This window comes from Falsibacillus albus (assembly GCF_003668575.1).
In the GTDB taxonomy this organism is placed as follows: Bacteria; Bacillota; Bacilli; order Bacillales; family DSM-25281; genus Falsibacillus; species Falsibacillus albus.
This window is the reverse complement of sequence record NZ_RCVZ01000008.1, coordinates 55933-72828: the sequence shown is the minus strand read 5'-3', so window position 1 is coordinate 72828 and position 16896 is coordinate 55933. Positions and strand designations below refer to the sequence as shown.

At 36.6% G+C, this 16896-nt stretch carries 14 protein-coding genes; all 14 read right to left on the bottom strand.

Annotated elements, in window-relative coordinates:
- Positions 1 to 11: 11 nt before the first annotated feature.
- Complete coding sequence (locus tag D9X91_RS12515) at positions 12 to 800, bottom strand: AglZ/HisF2 family acetamidino modification protein (protein WP_121680974.1); 789 nt, start codon at positions 798 to 800, stop codon at positions 12 to 14.
- On the bottom strand, positions 782 to 1417 hold the full coding sequence (hisH, locus tag D9X91_RS12510; protein ID WP_121680973.1) for an imidazole glycerol phosphate synthase subunit HisH: 636 nt from the start codon (positions 1415 to 1417) through the stop codon (positions 782 to 784). Before hisH ends, D9X91_RS12515 begins: the two co-directional genes overlap by 19 nt.
- Positions 1418 to 1438: 21 nt before the next feature.
- Complete coding sequence (locus tag D9X91_RS12505; RefSeq protein WP_121680972.1) at positions 1439 to 2566, bottom strand: N-acetyl sugar amidotransferase; 1128 nt, start codon at positions 2564 to 2566, stop codon at positions 1439 to 1441.
- A gap of 21 nt (positions 2567 to 2587) precedes the next feature.
- Positions 2588 to 4690 carry a bi-domain-containing oxidoreductase gene (locus D9X91_RS12500; protein WP_121680971.1) on the bottom strand — a complete coding sequence of 701 codons (2103 nt, stop codon included), beginning with the start codon at positions 4688 to 4690 and terminating at the stop codon, positions 2588 to 2590.
- Positions 4691 to 4730: 40 nt separating this feature from the next.
- On the bottom strand, positions 4731 to 5831 hold the full coding sequence (gene wecB / locus D9X91_RS12495; RefSeq protein ID WP_121680970.1) for a non-hydrolyzing UDP-N-acetylglucosamine 2-epimerase: 1101 nt from the start codon (positions 5829 to 5831) through the stop codon (positions 4731 to 4733).
- Between the two features lie 12 nt (positions 5832 to 5843).
- Entirely contained in the window at positions 5844 to 7064 is a 1221-nt protein-coding gene (locus tag D9X91_RS12490) for a nucleotide sugar dehydrogenase (protein ID WP_121680969.1), read from the bottom strand.
- A gap of 6 nt (positions 7065 to 7070) precedes the next feature.
- Positions 7071 to 8930 (bottom strand): heparinase II/III domain-containing protein, encoded by a 1860-nt coding sequence (locus D9X91_RS12485; RefSeq protein ID WP_121680968.1) that lies wholly within the window; start codon positions 8928 to 8930, stop codon positions 7071 to 7073.
- 16 nt (positions 8931 to 8946) lie between these two features.
- Positions 8947 to 10206 (bottom strand): glycosyltransferase family 4 protein, encoded by a 1260-nt coding sequence (locus D9X91_RS12480; RefSeq protein ID WP_121680967.1) that lies wholly within the window; start codon positions 10204 to 10206, stop codon positions 8947 to 8949.
- A gap of 30 nt (positions 10207 to 10236) precedes the next feature.
- Complete coding sequence (locus D9X91_RS12475; RefSeq protein ID WP_121680966.1) at positions 10237 to 10860, bottom strand: acetyltransferase; 624 nt, start codon at positions 10858 to 10860, stop codon at positions 10237 to 10239.
- Entirely contained in the window at positions 10857 to 11504 is a 648-nt protein-coding gene (locus tag D9X91_RS12470) for a sugar transferase (protein WP_325050520.1), read from the bottom strand. The genes D9X91_RS12475 and D9X91_RS12470 overlap by 4 nt, the downstream gene beginning before the upstream one ends.
- Positions 11504 to 12619 (bottom strand): DegT/DnrJ/EryC1/StrS family aminotransferase, encoded by a 1116-nt coding sequence (locus D9X91_RS12465; RefSeq protein ID WP_121681068.1) that lies wholly within the window; start codon positions 12617 to 12619, stop codon positions 11504 to 11506. The genes D9X91_RS12470 and D9X91_RS12465 overlap by 1 nt, the downstream gene beginning before the upstream one ends.
- A 274-nt stretch (positions 12620 to 12893) precedes the next feature.
- The gene (gene galU, locus D9X91_RS12460) at positions 12894 to 13787 is read right to left on the bottom strand and encodes a UTP--glucose-1-phosphate uridylyltransferase GalU (protein WP_121680965.1); all 894 of its coding nucleotides are present in this window, start codon (positions 13785 to 13787) and stop codon (positions 12894 to 12896) included.
- Between the two features lie 15 nt (positions 13788 to 13802).
- The gene (locus D9X91_RS12455) at positions 13803 to 15623 is read right to left on the bottom strand and encodes a polysaccharide biosynthesis protein (protein ID WP_121680964.1); all 1821 of its coding nucleotides are present in this window, start codon (positions 15621 to 15623) and stop codon (positions 13803 to 13805) included.
- A 494-nt stretch (positions 15624 to 16117) separates the two neighbouring features.
- Positions 16118 to 16882, bottom strand: a complete 765-nt coding sequence (locus tag D9X91_RS12450) for a tyrosine-protein phosphatase (RefSeq protein WP_121680963.1) — start codon at positions 16880 to 16882, stop codon at positions 16118 to 16120.
- Positions 16883 to 16896: the final 14 nt, after the last annotated feature.

The window sequence follows — 16896 nt, the reverse complement described above, 5'->3', positions numbered from 1 at the left end:
TCCCCTAAATATTAACTTAGGATAGAAGTATATGTTTTAATTTTTTTAAATGCTTCTGTTAATTCCTCTTGAGTAGGATAATTAACTAGGACAGCTTTCCTACTACCGTAATAAACAAATAAACTTCCAGCAGCTGCAGCTGATGCCCCTGCACTTATAGCGTCAACACAATTTGATAAATTACCAGCTCCTCCATTGGCGATAACTGGTATAGATACTGCTGAACTAATTTTTTCAATTAACTCATAGTCATACCCATTCATCTTTCCCTCGTAATCAATTGATGTTAGAAGTATCTCACCTACCCCTAGTTCCTCAACTCTTTTAGCATATTCTAAAGGATTTTCTTTAATTTTTTGACTTCCACCCTTTATATAAATAGACTTTGGTCCAAACAAACTTTTTTTTACGTCTAATGATGCCACTATACTTTGTGATCCAAAAGTTTTTGCCGCTTCCTTTACCAGTTCTGGATTGTTGTATAGTGCTGTATTAAAAGAAACCTTCTCTATTCCAATTTTGTATAGTGCTTCAACCTGGTTTAGAGTAGAAATCCCCCCCCCATAACAAACAGGCATAAAACATTCTGCTACCATACCTCTAAGATAATTAATATTTGGCCCATTATTATCAACAGTGGCAGAAATATCTAACAAGACTACTTCATCAACCTCTTTATCATTAAATAATCTAAGAGTATTTATTGGATCTCCTAAATAACGGGGTTCTTTAAAACGAGTAGTTTTATATAGGCCCTTACCTTTTAGAAGAAGACAAGGTATCACTCTACTTCTGTACATTTTACCAACTCCAAAAAATTCTTTATAATCTTCATCCCAAATTTATGGCTCTTTTCAGGATGAAATTGAACTCCATACACATTTTCTTTTTCAATCATACATGTAAAATCATATCCATAATGAGTTATCGCAGTACTATTCATAGGATTTTCACAAACTACATGATAAGAATGTACAAAATAAAAACGGCTATTTAATTCCATATCACTTAATAGTAAGGTTTCATTTTCAGACTTTATAAAATTCCATCCCATGTGTGGTATTTTGAGGTTTTTTTCTAAAATTTGTTTAGAAAACCTTTTAGTAAAGCCATCAATTAACCCTAACCCTCCAAGTTCACCTTCCTCACTCCCCTTTGTAAGAAGCTGCATTCCTAAACATATACCAAGAATAGGGGTACTTTCTAACAAAATCTTTTCTTTAATTACATCAAATAACTTTAATTCTTTGAGTGATTTAACACCATGGTCGAATGAACCAACTCCAGGTAATATTAATTTAGTTGCTTTTTTTATTATTGAAATGTCATTAGAAACTATTGCTTCATAACCAATTTTTTTTATCATATTTTTAACAGATGCTACATTTCCCATATTGTAATCTATTATTACTATCATAAAAGCTATCCTCTTTTCAATTTATCTAAAGTTTCTCTTTTCCATTCCCAAACGCATAGCAAGTTTTATTGCTGACTTTAAAATTGTATTACTATTTTTATAATCTCTAAATGTTTTATTTTCACCATGTATTATTTTAATTAATTCTTCTTTACTGACCTCCAATTTGCCAGCTATATACTCTAGGTCTTCCATTGCAATTTTTTCATCATACGGTTGACTTGACAGTAAATTTAATGCTTCTTTCCTAGACATTTGCCCAGCTAGAATCTCGCTTGAGAAATAACATTTTCTTTTATCATATCCAAACTTTATTGGTAAGTAATATCCTTCATAAAACCTAGTAAAGACATTCTCATAATGCTTATTTTCATACTTTTGCCACCCGAATTTTTCGCTTAATTCGCTTGTTGCTTTATCTTTATCATACTCTATATAGTTTAATGGATGAACAACCTTCATCCCTCTAAGCATTCTATAGTAAACTCTGTTTTTCATCATTCCACATAACGGAAATGTTTTTAGTGGTGTTTTACCGAACTTTTTATGAATATCTTTCATAAATCTAATATCATTTACATAAGTCCACTCTTGTGGTGGCTTAACTCCTTCAGTAGAGAAGTTAGCACCTGTTAATACATATTTTATTCCATGTTTCATGGCATAGTTATAAAGACCGGCAAATATAGCATGATCTTGTGGTAAATCTTGATAAGGAACTTGTGATTTTAAGAATGCTAACTGTAAATCTTTCATTTCTTCCCAATCAACAACTACAGTCTCCAAATCTAAATTCATACTCCTAATTAATCTATATACATTTTCATTTGCAACATTTAAATTCCATCCAGTATCAACAGTAAGAATTAGCGGGCGTAGTCCTAGCTTTTCTTTAGCAATATACGTTAAATAAGAACTATCCACACCACCACTAATTCCAATTACACAGTCATAATCGTTGTTTTTGCCCGTTTCTCTGATTTTTTTAGCGATCTCTTCCAAATCTTCAAAAGTATTTCGTTCAACAGCTGGCAAAATATTTTTTTTGTATCCATTACAAAAATCACAGATACCATTTTCATCAAATGTTATATCTGGATCTGTAGTATCCATTACACAATTTCTACAAACTTGAAATTCTCTGGACATCCTATTCCCTCTTCCTAGTTCCTATTTACTCTTAATCAATAATTTATGATTTAAAAGTACATCTTGAATTATTGTATTTTCATGTTTACCTTTAAGTACATCGTAAATATATTCATACTCATTTTTTATACCCTTATCTTGTCTAAGTTTCATTTTTGTTTTCTTTACACTTCCATACTGGTTTAACTTAATATAATTATCCATTTCGCAAACAGATCCATTTGAGAATACTCTGAGTTGCTCTTTTGGATACTTTTTTGAACCCATAGAAGTGTATACAATATTAGCAATGGCACCTGATTGGAACTTTAATGTTATAATTGCATTGTCTTTCTTCGAGTAAGCTTTATTGGCGGCAAAAGATACATCCACGGATAATAACTGACTTGAATCTAAATACTGAATTACATCTATAAAATGACATGCCTCACCTATAATTCTCCCACCTCCAACACTTTCATTTTGCGTCCAGTGTTCTTCAGGAATGTACCCAGCATTACAAATATAATTATAAATTGCTGGAATTTTATCTGTAGAAAGGTTTTTTTTGATTTGCTGGATAATTGGTGCATGTCTTCTGTTCATACCACAGAATAACTCACCCTTTGAACTTTTATAAGTTGATTCTATTTTTTCAAGTTCATCAAGCGTTAAACATAATGGTTTCTCACAATACACATTTTTACCGGCTTCAAGTGCTTCTATTATGAACTTAGCATGGCTATTATGTTGGGTTGAAACTACTATCAAATCAATTTCATCATCATCTAATAATTTTGTATAATCATTTGAAGCATAATCAAATGAAAAAACTTGATTAGCCTGTGCAGCCCCTACACCACCTGTGGTTGCTAGTCCCTTAAAACGATAAAGCCCAGTTTCTTTCATAATTGGCAAAAGAGTATTTTTTGCAAAATTTCCCGCACCTATTAAACCAACAGAAATGGCATCTTTTTCTACTACCTTTTTAGAAATAGAACCTACAGTACCTTTCCATTTCGCATCATTGTGTGCATATTTTAATAAAATACCAATATACTTCACTTTATTAGTATTTGTTGTGATAATTTCATAAGCGTCATCAGCTTTTTCAAAGGCTATTTCATGAGTGATTAAATCTGAGAAGTCTGCTCTCTTTTCTACTATTAAACGGATAAATTCCTCGATATTGCGTCCTTCAGTAAATCGAACATGTCCAATTGGATAATCAATACCTTTTTCTTCATAATTGGAATCATATCTTCCCGGACCATATGAACGGGCAATCGTAAATGTTAACTCTTTTTCATAATATGGACGTCTATCAATATGCATTTGTGTTACACCGATCATGCAGATCGTTCCTCGATCACGAGCAATTGCTGCAGCTAAATCCATTGGTCCGTTACTATTTGCAGCGGCTGTAATAATTACTTTATCAACGCCCCTACCTTTTGTAAGTGATTTTGTTATATCTTCTGCATTTTCATCATTTGAGTTTACAAAAGCTTTTAGGTTTGTACCCTGTAGTGATTTATCTACTACGTCATAACCAATTACGTCACAACCATAAGCGTTTAATATACGTGATACAATATGTCCTAATAATCCAAGTCCAATGACAGCAACTGTTTCACCTGGTACTACATTTGCTTGATGAATTCCTTGCAATGCGATACCTCCTAAAGCACATAAAGCCCCTTGGCGATAATCTTCGAACCCTTCTGGTATTTTTGCAATTAGGTTTCTATTTACACGATTTACTTCACTATGGTAGGCTTGGCCTGCCATTGCTACAGTATCGCCTACCTCTACCTCTGTTACTCCTCTGCCACAAGCAATTATTTTTCCAACACCAGAATAACCCATTGGCATTGGCTCCTTTAAGCGATTAAACGCAGAGTCTATTGTAGTTAATATTCCATCTGTTGACATCTTTTCTGTTACTTTTTTTACTTGGTCTGGTCTCTCTAATGCCTTTTGAATTAAGTTCTTTCCACCAAATGATGTAAGACTTCTTTCTGTTCCAGCACTTACTATTGAATAATGTGTTTCAACAATGACATGATTTTCTTTTACTGTTGGAGGGGGAGTATCTATTAATTTAACTGAGCCATCGCTTACCATCAAAAATAATTGTTTCATTTAAACATCCTCTTTTCATCTACAAATAAAGCCCAAATACTCATTGATTTTCTAATATATCTGCTATTCTCTTACTAGCAAATCCATCACCGTAAGGATTACTAGCTTGGCTCATTTTTTTATACTCTTCTTTATCTTCTAAAAGTAGTTTAAAAGTTTTATAAATGTTTCGCTCATCTGTTCCGACTAATTTTAGTGTCCCTGCTGCTACACCTTCAGGGCGCTCTGTCGTATCACGCATAACAAGAACTGGTTTTCCTAAACTTGGTGCTTCTTCTTGAATTCCACCACTGTCTGTTAGTATTAAATAAGATTGCGAGAGGAAATTATGGAAATCTAATACCTCTAATGGCTCTATAATCCTTACTTTGTCATTGTTTCCTAAAATTTCATTAGCTGCTTCTCTAACTACAGGGTTCATATGAATAGGGTATATAGCTTTTATATCAGGATACTCATCCATTATCCTTTTGATAGCTTTAAACATATTTCTCATAGGTTCACCTAGATTTTCTCTTCTATGAGCAGTTATCATAATTAACCTATTATCGCCAACCCAATCAAGTTGGGCATGAGAATAATGGTCATTAACAGTAGTCTTAAGTGCATCTATTGCAGTATTACCAGTTACATATATAGATGAAGGATCTTTCCCTTCATTTAATAAATTTTCTTTTGACACATCAGTAGGAGCGAAATTATATTTTGATACTATACCTACCGCTTGTCGATTAAATTCCTCAGGATAAGGAGAATAAACGTTATAAGTTCTAAGTCCAGCCTCTACATGACCAACTGGGATTTGTAAGTAAAAACAAGCTAAAGCTGTCACAAATGTAGTTGAAGTATCACCATGTACCAATACCACATCTGGCTTTACATCCTCTAATACATTCTTCATCTTCTCAAGAATATTCACTGTAACATCAAATAATGTTTGTTTTGCCTTCATAATAGATAAATCATAATCTGGTCGAACATCAAACGCACTTAGTACTTGATCTAACATTTCTCTATGCTGCCCTGTGACACAAACAACCGTTTCTAATTTATTTCGAGTTTTCAACTCTTTTACCAAAGGGCACATTTTTATAGCCTCTGGACGTGTCCCGAAGACCACCATTACTTTTTTATTCACCATATCCCTACCTTTTTATAGTTTGTATGAACCTTGGATAGAACAGATATTTTTAGTATCTAGCACAAACTTATTCTTGATAAGATTCATATTATCTTTTATATGATTATGTCCCACCATAATAACAAGAATTTCTATCTCATTTAAAAAGTCTTCAAAGTTCATAAATTGATGATCTACAATTCTCTTTTTTACATGAGGATCGAAAACTTTGACGCCAAAAGCTAAGTGTTCATCCATACGTTCTAATAATTGAAGTGTTGGGCTTTCTCTTGTGTCATCAACATTTTCCTTATATGCTAATCCATATAAACCTACTTTTGATATATCCTTAATGCCGTGCTCTCTCATAATATCTCGTATTCGACCCAGTACATGTCTTGGCATCGAGTCATTTATTTTTCTAGCAGTTAGAATGAGATTAGTTAGATCTGGATAATCTCCAACCAAGAACCATGGATCTACGGAGATACAATGTCCACCAACACCTGGCCCTGGTTGTAATATATTCACTCGCGGATGTTTATTTGCAATTCTAATAATCTCGTAAACATCCATATTATCTGTACGGCAAATTTTCGATAACTCATTAGCAAAAGCAATATTGATGTCTCTGTAAGTATTTTCAACAACCTTTGACATCTCTGCAGACCTTATATCTGTTACAACTATCTCTTCTTTACAGAAATTTAAATATAACCCTTTAACCTTCTCTCCAACTTCTCTATCATCTGCACCAATTGTTCTAGAGTTATTCTCAAGCTCATAAATCATATTTCCAGGAATAATTCTTTCAGGAGCATGTAGTAAATGTACATCTTCCCCTATTACAAACCCTCTTTTTTCTATTTCTGGGCGTATATATCTATCAGTTGTCCCTGGTGAGATTGTTGATTCAATTACTATTACTGCTCCTCTTTCACAAACATCGAGCACGCTATTTAAGGCAGAAATGACATACTTCGGATCCAACTTTTTACTCTCTTTTATATATGGAGTTGGAACTGCAAGAATATAAGTATGTGTCTTCTGATATTCTGTTGAAAATTCGATACCATTAGAAAGTGCTTCTTGAAATAGTTCCTCTAATCCTTTCTCTTCAAAAGTAAGTCTACCTTCTGTTAAAGAATTAACAAGCTCAGAATTATAGTCGGTCCCGACTACTTTAAGTCCACTTTTTGCAAACATAAGGGCAGTTGGTAAACCAATGTATCCCAATCCAACTATATTAATCATACAATCCTACCTTCCCATTAGTTCTACACCAAATTTAATATTACATTTCTTGTCTTGCATTCTAACCCTAATACTAACGACGTTAATTTCCTCTTTCTTTAAGTAATACAGGCTTCTGATAGCCTTTTTAATTTCTATTTCCCCTTTAGTTTTCACATTGCCAATGACTTGTCCATCATTGTATAATGTAAAGCCTTCCTCACCTTTTCTTACTTCACATGGTGTATGAAAATAGAAAACGCAGTATTCACCATCTCCGATAACATTTTCAGTGATTAAATATCCTGACTCTGTTTTTTGGATATTTCTTGTATGTTCATAGCCATTTTTGGAAAGCATTGTCCCTGTAAAACTATCATCCACAAGATTGACATTTTTACGCCTAGTCCAATCATATACCAGAAATGGTTCGCGTTTTTTCATCTGCTCTTTCTTATCCACCAATACGGTATTATGAGCTGAAGTTAATGCCATCTTTTTACCGATATCAGCTGCATAGGAGTATGTGCCACTATCACAAAAGACATTTATACCTTTATGCCATAAATCGATATGAAGCTGATCCATTTGAAATGGACGAGTTTTAAAATCTTGTAAAACAGTCATCATAAACCCTGAATTATGTCTTAACGAATAATAACCTGAGCTATTAAATGAAGAATTGCCTTTTTGAATCTTAGAAACTGGTATATTACTTACTCTTTTATTCCCAAACCAAATTAGCTCTTCATCATATTGACCAGGTTCATAAATTCTTTTACCATCAATAAGGTAGAAAACCGTATTTACTACTGGCCTAAAATCTCGGTATCCGCAAGAAGTGACAGGGAATATCAATGCACCATCATTTGAACCATAATTAGGCACATCTCCCGTTTCATCTTGCATTTGATATATAAGTAGGGCACTATTCTTTATTAATTCTTTACTTTTATCTGATATTTGGATATTTGTTCTGTCACTTATTTTTATTACAAATTCCATTAATTGAAGTGCAAACCTCTGATAATTAAATGAGTATTGTATATATCCACCATCAAGAAAGAACTGTTTCTCAATTTCTTTATTCAGCAAATTATATGCTTTTCTTAATCTTCTCTCATTTTTGCTGGCCCAAGCTCCAATAATAAGCCCTGTTATCTCAGAAAGGGTATGGTTATTTTTAATACACTTATGAGCATAGAAGAAATTTGACAAAACTTTTTTATAGCTGCCGTCTATTAAATTTCGAACATTTTCTTCATCCTGGGAAGTTGTCAAACCATATGAGTTAAATGCTGAATAAGCCATTAATGAATTAATCATTCTTAAAGTTGCTTCTTGTCCGCATTTATAATTAGCACCATAAGGATATGGATTCTCTTGAAACCAACTATTTAACTGATTGGAAAAAGCATGATAATACTTTCTATCCTTAGTAAGCATATAAGCTCTTATAAAATAGAAAAAGTGCGTAAATCTAGACACTTCCCAAATAGCCTTAATATCCCCTCGTTTAGGATCAAAATCAGAAATTTTATACCATTTAATTTTGCTATCTGTTTCCGCTTTAGTAATAGGGTTATAATGCCATTTAATCGGGTTTCCATAATCTAGTTTAATTGATGAAAAACCCATTATCTTTCCTTCTATTGCCTCATCAGCTGTTAATAATATTGCCTTTTTCTTTTCATCAGGTAATTCATTTAAAAAGTCCTCAACTAACTGTACATCTATATTATAAATATCTACTCTTTTAACATCGGTACTTTTTTCAAACAATTTTTCACTGCTGGGCATTGTTCTCATCATCTTCAGTTTTGCTGAGTATAGTGAGCGGTTAATAATCCACGGCAATCCATATTCAGATATTAGAGATTTAATCATTGCAATACCTCATTTTTTAGTCTACTTCTTCAACAACATCTATCAATTTTTTAGTTAACTTTTGGAAATCGAAATCATTTGCACCCCTCTTAGCATTTGAACCTATAACGTTATATTCTTCTTTGGACATATTTTTTATATTTAAAATTGCCTTTGCTAGTTCTTGGGGATTACTATTTTCGAGTTCTATTCCACACTTATACTTTTCTAATATTGAATACCCCATTTTCACAGTTGAAATAATAGGTTTTCCTGATGCCATATATTCAAATAATTTGTTAGAGCTATTACCTCTTGCCCAGTTGTATTGTGTATGTGAATAATTAAGGATGTTCACCGATGATTTGCTCAATATATATGGTATGGAACGTTTATTTACAAAGCCTTTCATTTTTACATTAGTTAGATTTTCATCAGCAATTCTTTTTTCTAACATTTCTCTTTGATTACCGTCACCGTATATTAAAAATTGAATATTGTTTTCATCTTTTAGTAGTGCGGCAGCATCTAGTAGGTTCCCTACATTATTAACAGGTCGAATTGTTCCTACATAGACAACATTGAACTTATCTGCACATAAATCTTCATCATCAACTTTATTTTCTGAAGAAGCAATCTCAAATGCATTTATATCTACACCATTGTTAATATAATGGCATTTTGAAAGATTTATTTTTCCACCTTGTGCGGTATCCCAATTTTTTTCAAGAATATAATCAGTATCTCCCTCTTTAGTAAAGACCAGAGCAGCTGCATTTCTATAAATCCAATGTTCACCAGCCGTAAGGACTCGTCCTAATAGACTTCTTTCCTTTGCTTTGTTAAATGAAAAGATAGCCTCTGGCCATAAGTCCCTAATCTCACAAATACAAGGAACACCAAGTTTTTTAGCAATTTTTATTCCTGCAACCATAGTTAATGGGTGTACACTAGAGGCAAGAATTACATCCGGCTTACCGTTAAGCTTTACAAATTCTTTTACTACAGAAAATAAGTTTAAATAAAATAACCCCATATTTTTCACTCGATCAATGCCATTACCTAATGCGGTAGTCGTCCTAACAAAAACAAAGGGGATATTATCTAGGATATCTATAGTATATTTTTTATTTTTTGTATCGATAAAATCTGATTTATTATGAAAAGTATTTGCACAAAAAACCGTTGGTTCGTAACCTTGTTTAATTAGGTTCTCTGCAAACCAATAGTGCCTTCCTCCACGATTTTTGTACATATCAGTCGCGTAATGATTCCACAACCATATTTTTTTCTTCAATTCTTTACACCTCAGTTACAACAATTATGATTAAGAGCCTATTTTTCTTACTGGTGCACCAACATAAACCCCTGTTTCAGTAATATCCTGAATAACAACAGAACCAGCTCCCACTTGGCAATCACTAGTAATGTTAAGGTTATTACTTATAATACTTCCAATTCCTAACCAAGATCCTTTTCCAACTTTGACCGTCCCTGCCAAATGTGATCCTGGTGAAATATGTACAAAATCCTCGATACAATTATCATGATCAATTGTAGAACCTGTATTAACAATGCAGCCATTCCCTATTTTAGTGCAGCAGTTAATAACGGCCCCTGCCATTACAGCTGTCCCGTTCCCGATTTCCACTTGTTCTCCGACCACTGAACTTGGATGAATTAAAATAGGGATGCTGGCACCAGCTGTTTCCAGCTTCTCTTGAACGTTCTCTCTAGTAGAGTTATTACCTATACCGACGAAAATTTCAAACTCGTCTATGTAATCGAATGCTTTATCTGAGGTTCCGATCACTTCTATCCCCATTGAGGAAGTGATGCTTTCATTATCATCAAGAAAGAAAATCTCTTTCCATTTATTCATTTTTATTGCAATGTCGGCAACAACTTTCCCATGTCCACTGGCCCCAATTATCAAAAGTTTGTTTTTCATATTTTCATTTCCTTCTTTGTCCCTTTAAAGTTTTCCATCGTAGCTGCAGTTTCGGAGTTGATACCTTCTCTTACAAAAGCCTTCTTAATGGTCAATAAAATAATGTTACAGTCGTTTCTGAAACTTATATTATCCACGTATTCGACATCATAATAGAATTTATCTTCCCAACTAATTGCATTCCTTCCGCTCACCTGAGCTAAACCGGACAAACCCGGTCTAACTTCATGTCGTCTTTTTTGATGTTTATTGTAAAGTGGAAGGTACTGAACCAATAATGGTCTTGGTCCTATAATCGACATATCCCCCTTGAGAATATTAAAAAGTTCTGGAAGCTCATCAAGTGATGTAGAACGTAAAAAACTTCCAAACCTCGTCAAACGAATATGATCAGGAAGTAATTCCCCATCCTTATCTCTTTCATCTGTCATCGTCCTAAATTTATACATCATGAAAGTCTTTTCATTAAGTCCTGGCCGACTTTGCTTAAATAATATGGGGCTCCCTAACTTCACTCTCACTAGGATTGCTATTGTAGGAAGTACTGGAATGACAATAAGAAAAATGATAGCAATTAAAGATAAAATGAAATCTATTGGCCTTTTTAAAAATCTTCTATAGATCCCAACTTTTGTATTATTCATTAATCTAACCACAACCCTTTTATGATCTTAACGATCCTTTTCAAATCTACATCCGTCATCTTAGTATCAGAGGGTAAACATATACCATTCTCGAATAACTCTTCAGCAACATCCGTTCCAACGAAATCATACTCTATAAAAAACGGCTGCATATGCATCGGCTTCCAAATTGGCCTCGATTCGATATTCTCTTTTTCAAGAGCCTCCATAACATCATTCGGCCTAACCTGGCCATTTAATGTCATGGAACTTAACCAATAGTTCGGTTCATCCCAATCATTAACAGGCATGAATTGCACTCCTTCTATGTCACTAAGCTCTCTCTTATAAAACTCAAAAATATATTTTTTCTTCTCCACTCTCTGATCTAATACCTTTAGCTGCCCTCTACCAATCCCTGCAACAATATTGCTCATACGGTAATTAAACCCTAATTCAGAGTGTTGATAATGCCTAGCTTGATCTCTCGACTGAGTAGCCCAGAATCTTGCTTTTGCCACCTTCTTTTCATCATTTGAAACCAGCATACCACCACCGGAAGTAGTAATGATCTTGTTTCCATTAAAAGAGAAGATACCATAATCACCAAATGTCCCCGTGTGCTGACCTTTATAATACCCTCCAAGTGACTCTGCAGCATCCTCTATTACCACTACATTATGTTTCTTACAAATTTCCATTATCTTATCCATGTCAGCAGATAAACCGTAAAGATGAACAACGATGACAGCTTTCACTTCTGGATATCTCTCGAACGCTTCTTCTAAAGCCTTTGGACACATATTCCATGTTTCATGATTGCTATCGATGAAAACCGGTTTAGCATTTTGATAGATGATCGGATTGGCAGTTGCGGAAAAAGTGAGGGTCGGACAGAAAACAACATCCCCTTCTCCAACTCCTGCTCCTTTTAATGCTAAATGAATTGCTGCCGTACCAGAAGATAGAGCAGCAGCCGCTTTCGAACCAACCTTAGCCGCCAGTTCTTTTTCAAATTCATTCACGTTTTCTCCAAGAGGAGCAATCCAATTTGTATCAAAAGCTTCTTTGACATATTTCATTTCATAACCTTCATCACTCATATGTGGAGATGAAAGAAATATTCTTTCATTCAATTTTGTCGTTTCCATCTTCATGTCTTCCTTCCTCATATGGATCATTATTTAGTAGATTAGTACTTGATTGGAATCTTCAAACTTCTAATCCAACCAACTACTAATCCACAAATCCGATTAACTCTATAAGCACTTTTATCCGAGTTTCTTCCTATTATATATACCAATTCAATCAACGCCTTCTTTATGTGCAGCATCAAATAAAGAAAAAAGGCCGAATCCCCTCAAAGCTCCAGCCTCATTCTCTTAGCTCAACCTATTTAAAGTGTAGAACCTACTTTTGCACCTGCTCCTTACTCAAAATACTCTTAAAATAATCCAGCACATCGTCCTTCAAATCATCCCGCTGCAGGGCAAATTCTACCGTCGCTTTAATGAAGCCGAGCTTATCCCCGACGTCATAACGCTGACCCTCAAACTCACAGCCGACGACCATCTGCATTTCGTTCAACTTCTTGAGCGCATCGGTCAGTTGGATTTCGCTGCCTGCCCCCGGGGTTAAATTATCAAGGAGGTCAAAGATTTCCGGTCTTAGGATGTAACGGCCCATGATGGCGTAGTTGGATGGTGCTTCTTCCTGTTTAGGTTTTTCTACAAGATCATTAATGTGGAACACACCTTGATTGCTTCCGCTGTTTGCAATCGAGATGACGCCATATTTGGATACTTCTTCTTCCGGCACCTCTTTGACACCGATGACCGTCGAATTATAACGGCTATACACATCGATCAATTGCTTCAAGCACGGGTTATCCGGTGAGTGGACGATATCATCCCCTAAAAGAACGGCAAAAGGTTCGTCCCCAATGAAGCGGCTAGCGCAGGCGATGGCATGGCCGAGGCCCAGCGGTTCCTTCTGGCGTATGTAATGGATATTGGCCATCTTCGATATGCCCTGGACCTCTTCCAGCTGCTCAAGCTTCCCCTTCTTGGCAAGCGTTTCTTCCAATTCATACGATTTATCAAAGTGATCCTCGATCGCCCGTTTGCCGCGGCCCGTGACGATGATGATGTCTTCGATGCCGGACGCAACGGCTTCTTCGATGATATATTGGATCGTCGGTTTATCGACGATTGGCAGCATTTCCTTCGGCTGTGCCTTGGTCGCCGGGAGGAAGCGCGTCCCTAAGCCGGCTGCCGGAATGATTGCTTTTTTAATTTTTTGCATTTCACCAATCCTCCTTTAATTTACATATTTGACAAGCAGCTTTTCATTCTTATTCGCCAGCCCCAGTACATATTCCTTAATCGCAGCAGAACTTTCCCCTGCATATTTCTCTATTAAATGATCGACTCTGGAATAATCGAACTCCACCGTTTTCCCGACAAAAATTTTCGGGAAGATTTCTTGCGGATGGACTTCCTCAGAACCGAGCAGCTCCTCGAACATCTTCTCCCCGGGACGGATGCCGGCAAACTTGATCGGGATTTCGTCCATTGTATATCCCGATAATTTGATCAGGTTTTCGGCAAGATCTACAATCTTTACCGGTTCTCCCATATCCAAGACGAAGATCTCGCCGCCTTTCGCCAGTGCGCCTGCCTGGATGACAAGTCTGGATGCTTCCGGTATCGTCATAAAGTATCGCGTCATTTCCGGATGGGTGACCGTCACGGGACCGCCCGTCTGGATTTGCTTTTTGAATAGTGGGATGACGCTGCCCCGGCTGCCTAGGACATTCCCGAATCGGACGGCGACAAAGTTCGTCTGACTTTGTTTGTCCAGGTTTTGGATGACCATTTCCGCGATCCTCTTCGTCGAACCCATTACGTTTGTCGGGTTTACGGCTTTATCAGATGACACAAGGACAAATGTATTTACACCGAACGTATCTGCCGCTTCTGCCACGTTTTTCGTTCCGATTACGTTGTTCTTGACGGCTTCCTTCGGATTGAATTCCATTAGCGGTACATGCTTATGGGCAGCTGCGTGGTAGACAACATCCGGGGAGTGGTATTCCATCACTTCAAAAATACGGGCTCTATCTTGTACATCAGCTATAATAGGTATGATTTCAAATTCGGATTGATGTTTTTGTTTGAGCTCCATATCGATTTGATAGATGGAATATTCTCCGTGACCTAATAGGAGCAGTTTCTTCGGTTTGAATCTGCTTACCTGGCGGCAGATTTCCGAACCGATCGAACCACCTGCCCCAGTGACCAGAATCGTCTTTCCCGCCAGTCTCTTGGATATGCTCTGTATGTCCAATTCCACCGGCTCACGGCCAAGCAAGTCCTCAACCTGTACATCGCGGAATTGATTGACGGACACTTTCCCAGAGGCGATATCTTCGATCATCGGCATAATCTGTGTCTTTGCATTCGTCTTGCTGCATTCCTGATATATTCTTTGAATCTCTTTTCGCCCCATCGAAGGAATGGCGATAACAATATTCTCTATATTATGTTTTTCAACGATCATAGGGATTTCCTTTGTTTTCCCATAAACCGTTACACCGTAGAATTGCAGTTTCTGCTTCATCGGATCATCATCGACAAATCCTACTGGCAGCATGTCGGTATCATTGCTTTTTAACAGCTGACGGACAAGCATCGTCCCTGCCGCCCCTGCCCCGATGATCAGTGATCGTTTTTTGTCTGTTTTTTGTTTTATGTAGTGATCCCGGTACATCCGCCAAGAAAATCTTGATCCCCCAATCAGGATGACATGCAGCATCCACGTGATGCCCAGGACACGGATATAAATATCCCCATTCAGCAAGTATTGAACGATGCCGGTAGCAATGATCGAGAGCGTGACCGCCCGGATGATCGCCATCATTTCCCCCACACTCGCATACTCCCATGCTTTTTGATATAAACGATAAATAAAGGCAAATACATGATGAGAAATCAATAGGGTAATCGAACTCATCACCAGCACCGGGAATGTATAAAAGCTTAAATAGGGGTGAAGAGTAAAATAGCCAATGTATATGGCCGTCAGCACGATAATCGAATCCAAAAGGATCAACAATGATAATCGCTTTTCATAGCTCAACTAATATCCCTTCTTTTCTAAAAAGTTTTTCTTTATAACATTTTTTAAAAGAATGTTGTTTTATGTGTTTTAACATGGATAGGTACTAGTTTTGTTGGCTGATTGGAGCGGAAGGTGCGAGACTCCCGCGGAAAGCGAGCACCTCTCCGCGTAAATCAACAATGCACATTTTTCATAAAAAAACATTTTTTTTAAAAACAGCATTCTTTATTGCTCTACTAAAATAAAATCGACATTCAAAAATAAATATCTAATGAAACGACATGCGTCTTGACAGGTAGCTTCATTAAATATTCATTTCGGAATATTGAAAATTCAGGGCATCCAACCCTCCCTCACGCCATACTCTCGACGACTCGCGTCTAAGGTCTGCTGTGGCCCACAGCATGGCCGAGTGCCTCCATTGATAGTGGTGAGGAGGCATTACCAATATTTTCTATACCCTTGGTCGTATATAAAAAGATTCAAAACAAAAAGAATCCCTTATTGTCACATTAAAAGATTCCTAAAAATTTCTTTCTCTTGATGCGTTCCGGCACATCCCTATAAATGTTGTGCCCATCAATCAAAAGCTGCGCGTTGTCCATAAGCATAAACTTTATCTGTGTCCCAAATTCTTTGTCAATCAGGTCATAGGCTTTTCTCATATGAAAGCTTCTGGTCGTAACGTTGTGGGCATCGGAAGCGACAAAATGAGTCAAGTTTGCTTCGATTAAATGATGGGTGAATCTTTGGATCTTTTTCCCGAATCTCCCTACGACGCTTGAAGCTGTCACTTGGGTGCACGATCCCTTTTTGACAAGTTTATAAAGTTTGTCCGGGTTCTCGATGATTTCTGCGTTTCTCTCCGGATGAACGATCACCGGTACAAGTCCTTGCATCTGAATGTCATAGAAGAGCTGCTCCGTATAGCGCGGAACATGGTTGGAAGGCAATTCAATAAATATGTATTGTGAGGTGATATTCAACGGGATGACACTGTCATGAAGATCATCAAGGAGCTCGCCGTAGATGCGCACTTCTTGGCCTGGCAGCACCGTCAATGGAATCCGCTGCTCGGAAAGGACTTCGTTCAGCTGTCTGACTGCTGCCGAAATATCTCCACCGGCATTCTCGTCTCTTCCATTTTTATGATGAGGGGTTGCAACGATGGTATGGATCCCTTCCCGAACAGCCTCTTTCGCCATTTCGATGCTTTCAGACATGTTCTGGGCGCCATCGTCAACGTTTGATAAGATATGGCAGTGCAAATCAATCATACGAACCCCTCCTT

Excerpts from the sequence above, each read along its gene's own strand:
- D9X91_RS12515 (WP_121680974.1), bottom strand. The coding sequence starts at position 800 with ATGTACAGAAGTAGAGTGATACCTTGTCTTCTTCTAAAAGGTAAGGGC.
- hisH (WP_121680973.1), bottom strand. The coding sequence starts at position 1,417 with ATGATAGTAATAATAGATTACAATATGGGAAATGTAGCATCTGTTAAA.
- D9X91_RS12505 (WP_121680972.1), bottom strand. The coding sequence starts at position 2,566 with ATGTCCAGAGAATTTCAAGTTTGTAGAAATTGTGTAATGGATACTACA.
- D9X91_RS12500 (WP_121680971.1), bottom strand. The coding sequence starts at position 4,690 with ATGAAACAATTATTTTTGATGGTAAGCGATGGCTCAGTTAAATTAATA.
- wecB (WP_121680970.1), bottom strand. The coding sequence starts at position 5,831 with ATGGTGAATAAAAAAGTAATGGTGGTCTTCGGGACACGTCCAGAGGCT.
- D9X91_RS12490 (WP_121680969.1), bottom strand. The coding sequence starts at position 7,064 with ATGATTAATATAGTTGGATTGGGATACATTGGTTTACCAACTGCCCTT.
- D9X91_RS12485 (WP_121680968.1), bottom strand. The coding sequence starts at position 8,930 with ATGATTAAATCTCTAATATCTGAATATGGATTGCCGTGGATTATTAAC.
- D9X91_RS12475 (WP_121680966.1), bottom strand. The coding sequence starts at position 10,860 with ATGAAAAACAAACTTTTGATAATTGGGGCCAGTGGACATGGGAAAGTT.
- D9X91_RS12470 (WP_325050520.1), bottom strand. The coding sequence starts at position 11,504 with ATGAATAATACAAAAGTTGGGATCTATAGAAGATTTTTAAAAAGGCCA.
- galU (WP_121680965.1), bottom strand. The coding sequence starts at position 13,787 with ATGCAAAAAATTAAAAAAGCAATCATTCCGGCAGCCGGCTTAGGGACG.
- D9X91_RS12450 (WP_121680963.1), bottom strand. The coding sequence starts at position 16,882 with ATGATTGATTTGCACTGCCATATCTTATCAAACGTTGACGATGGCGCC.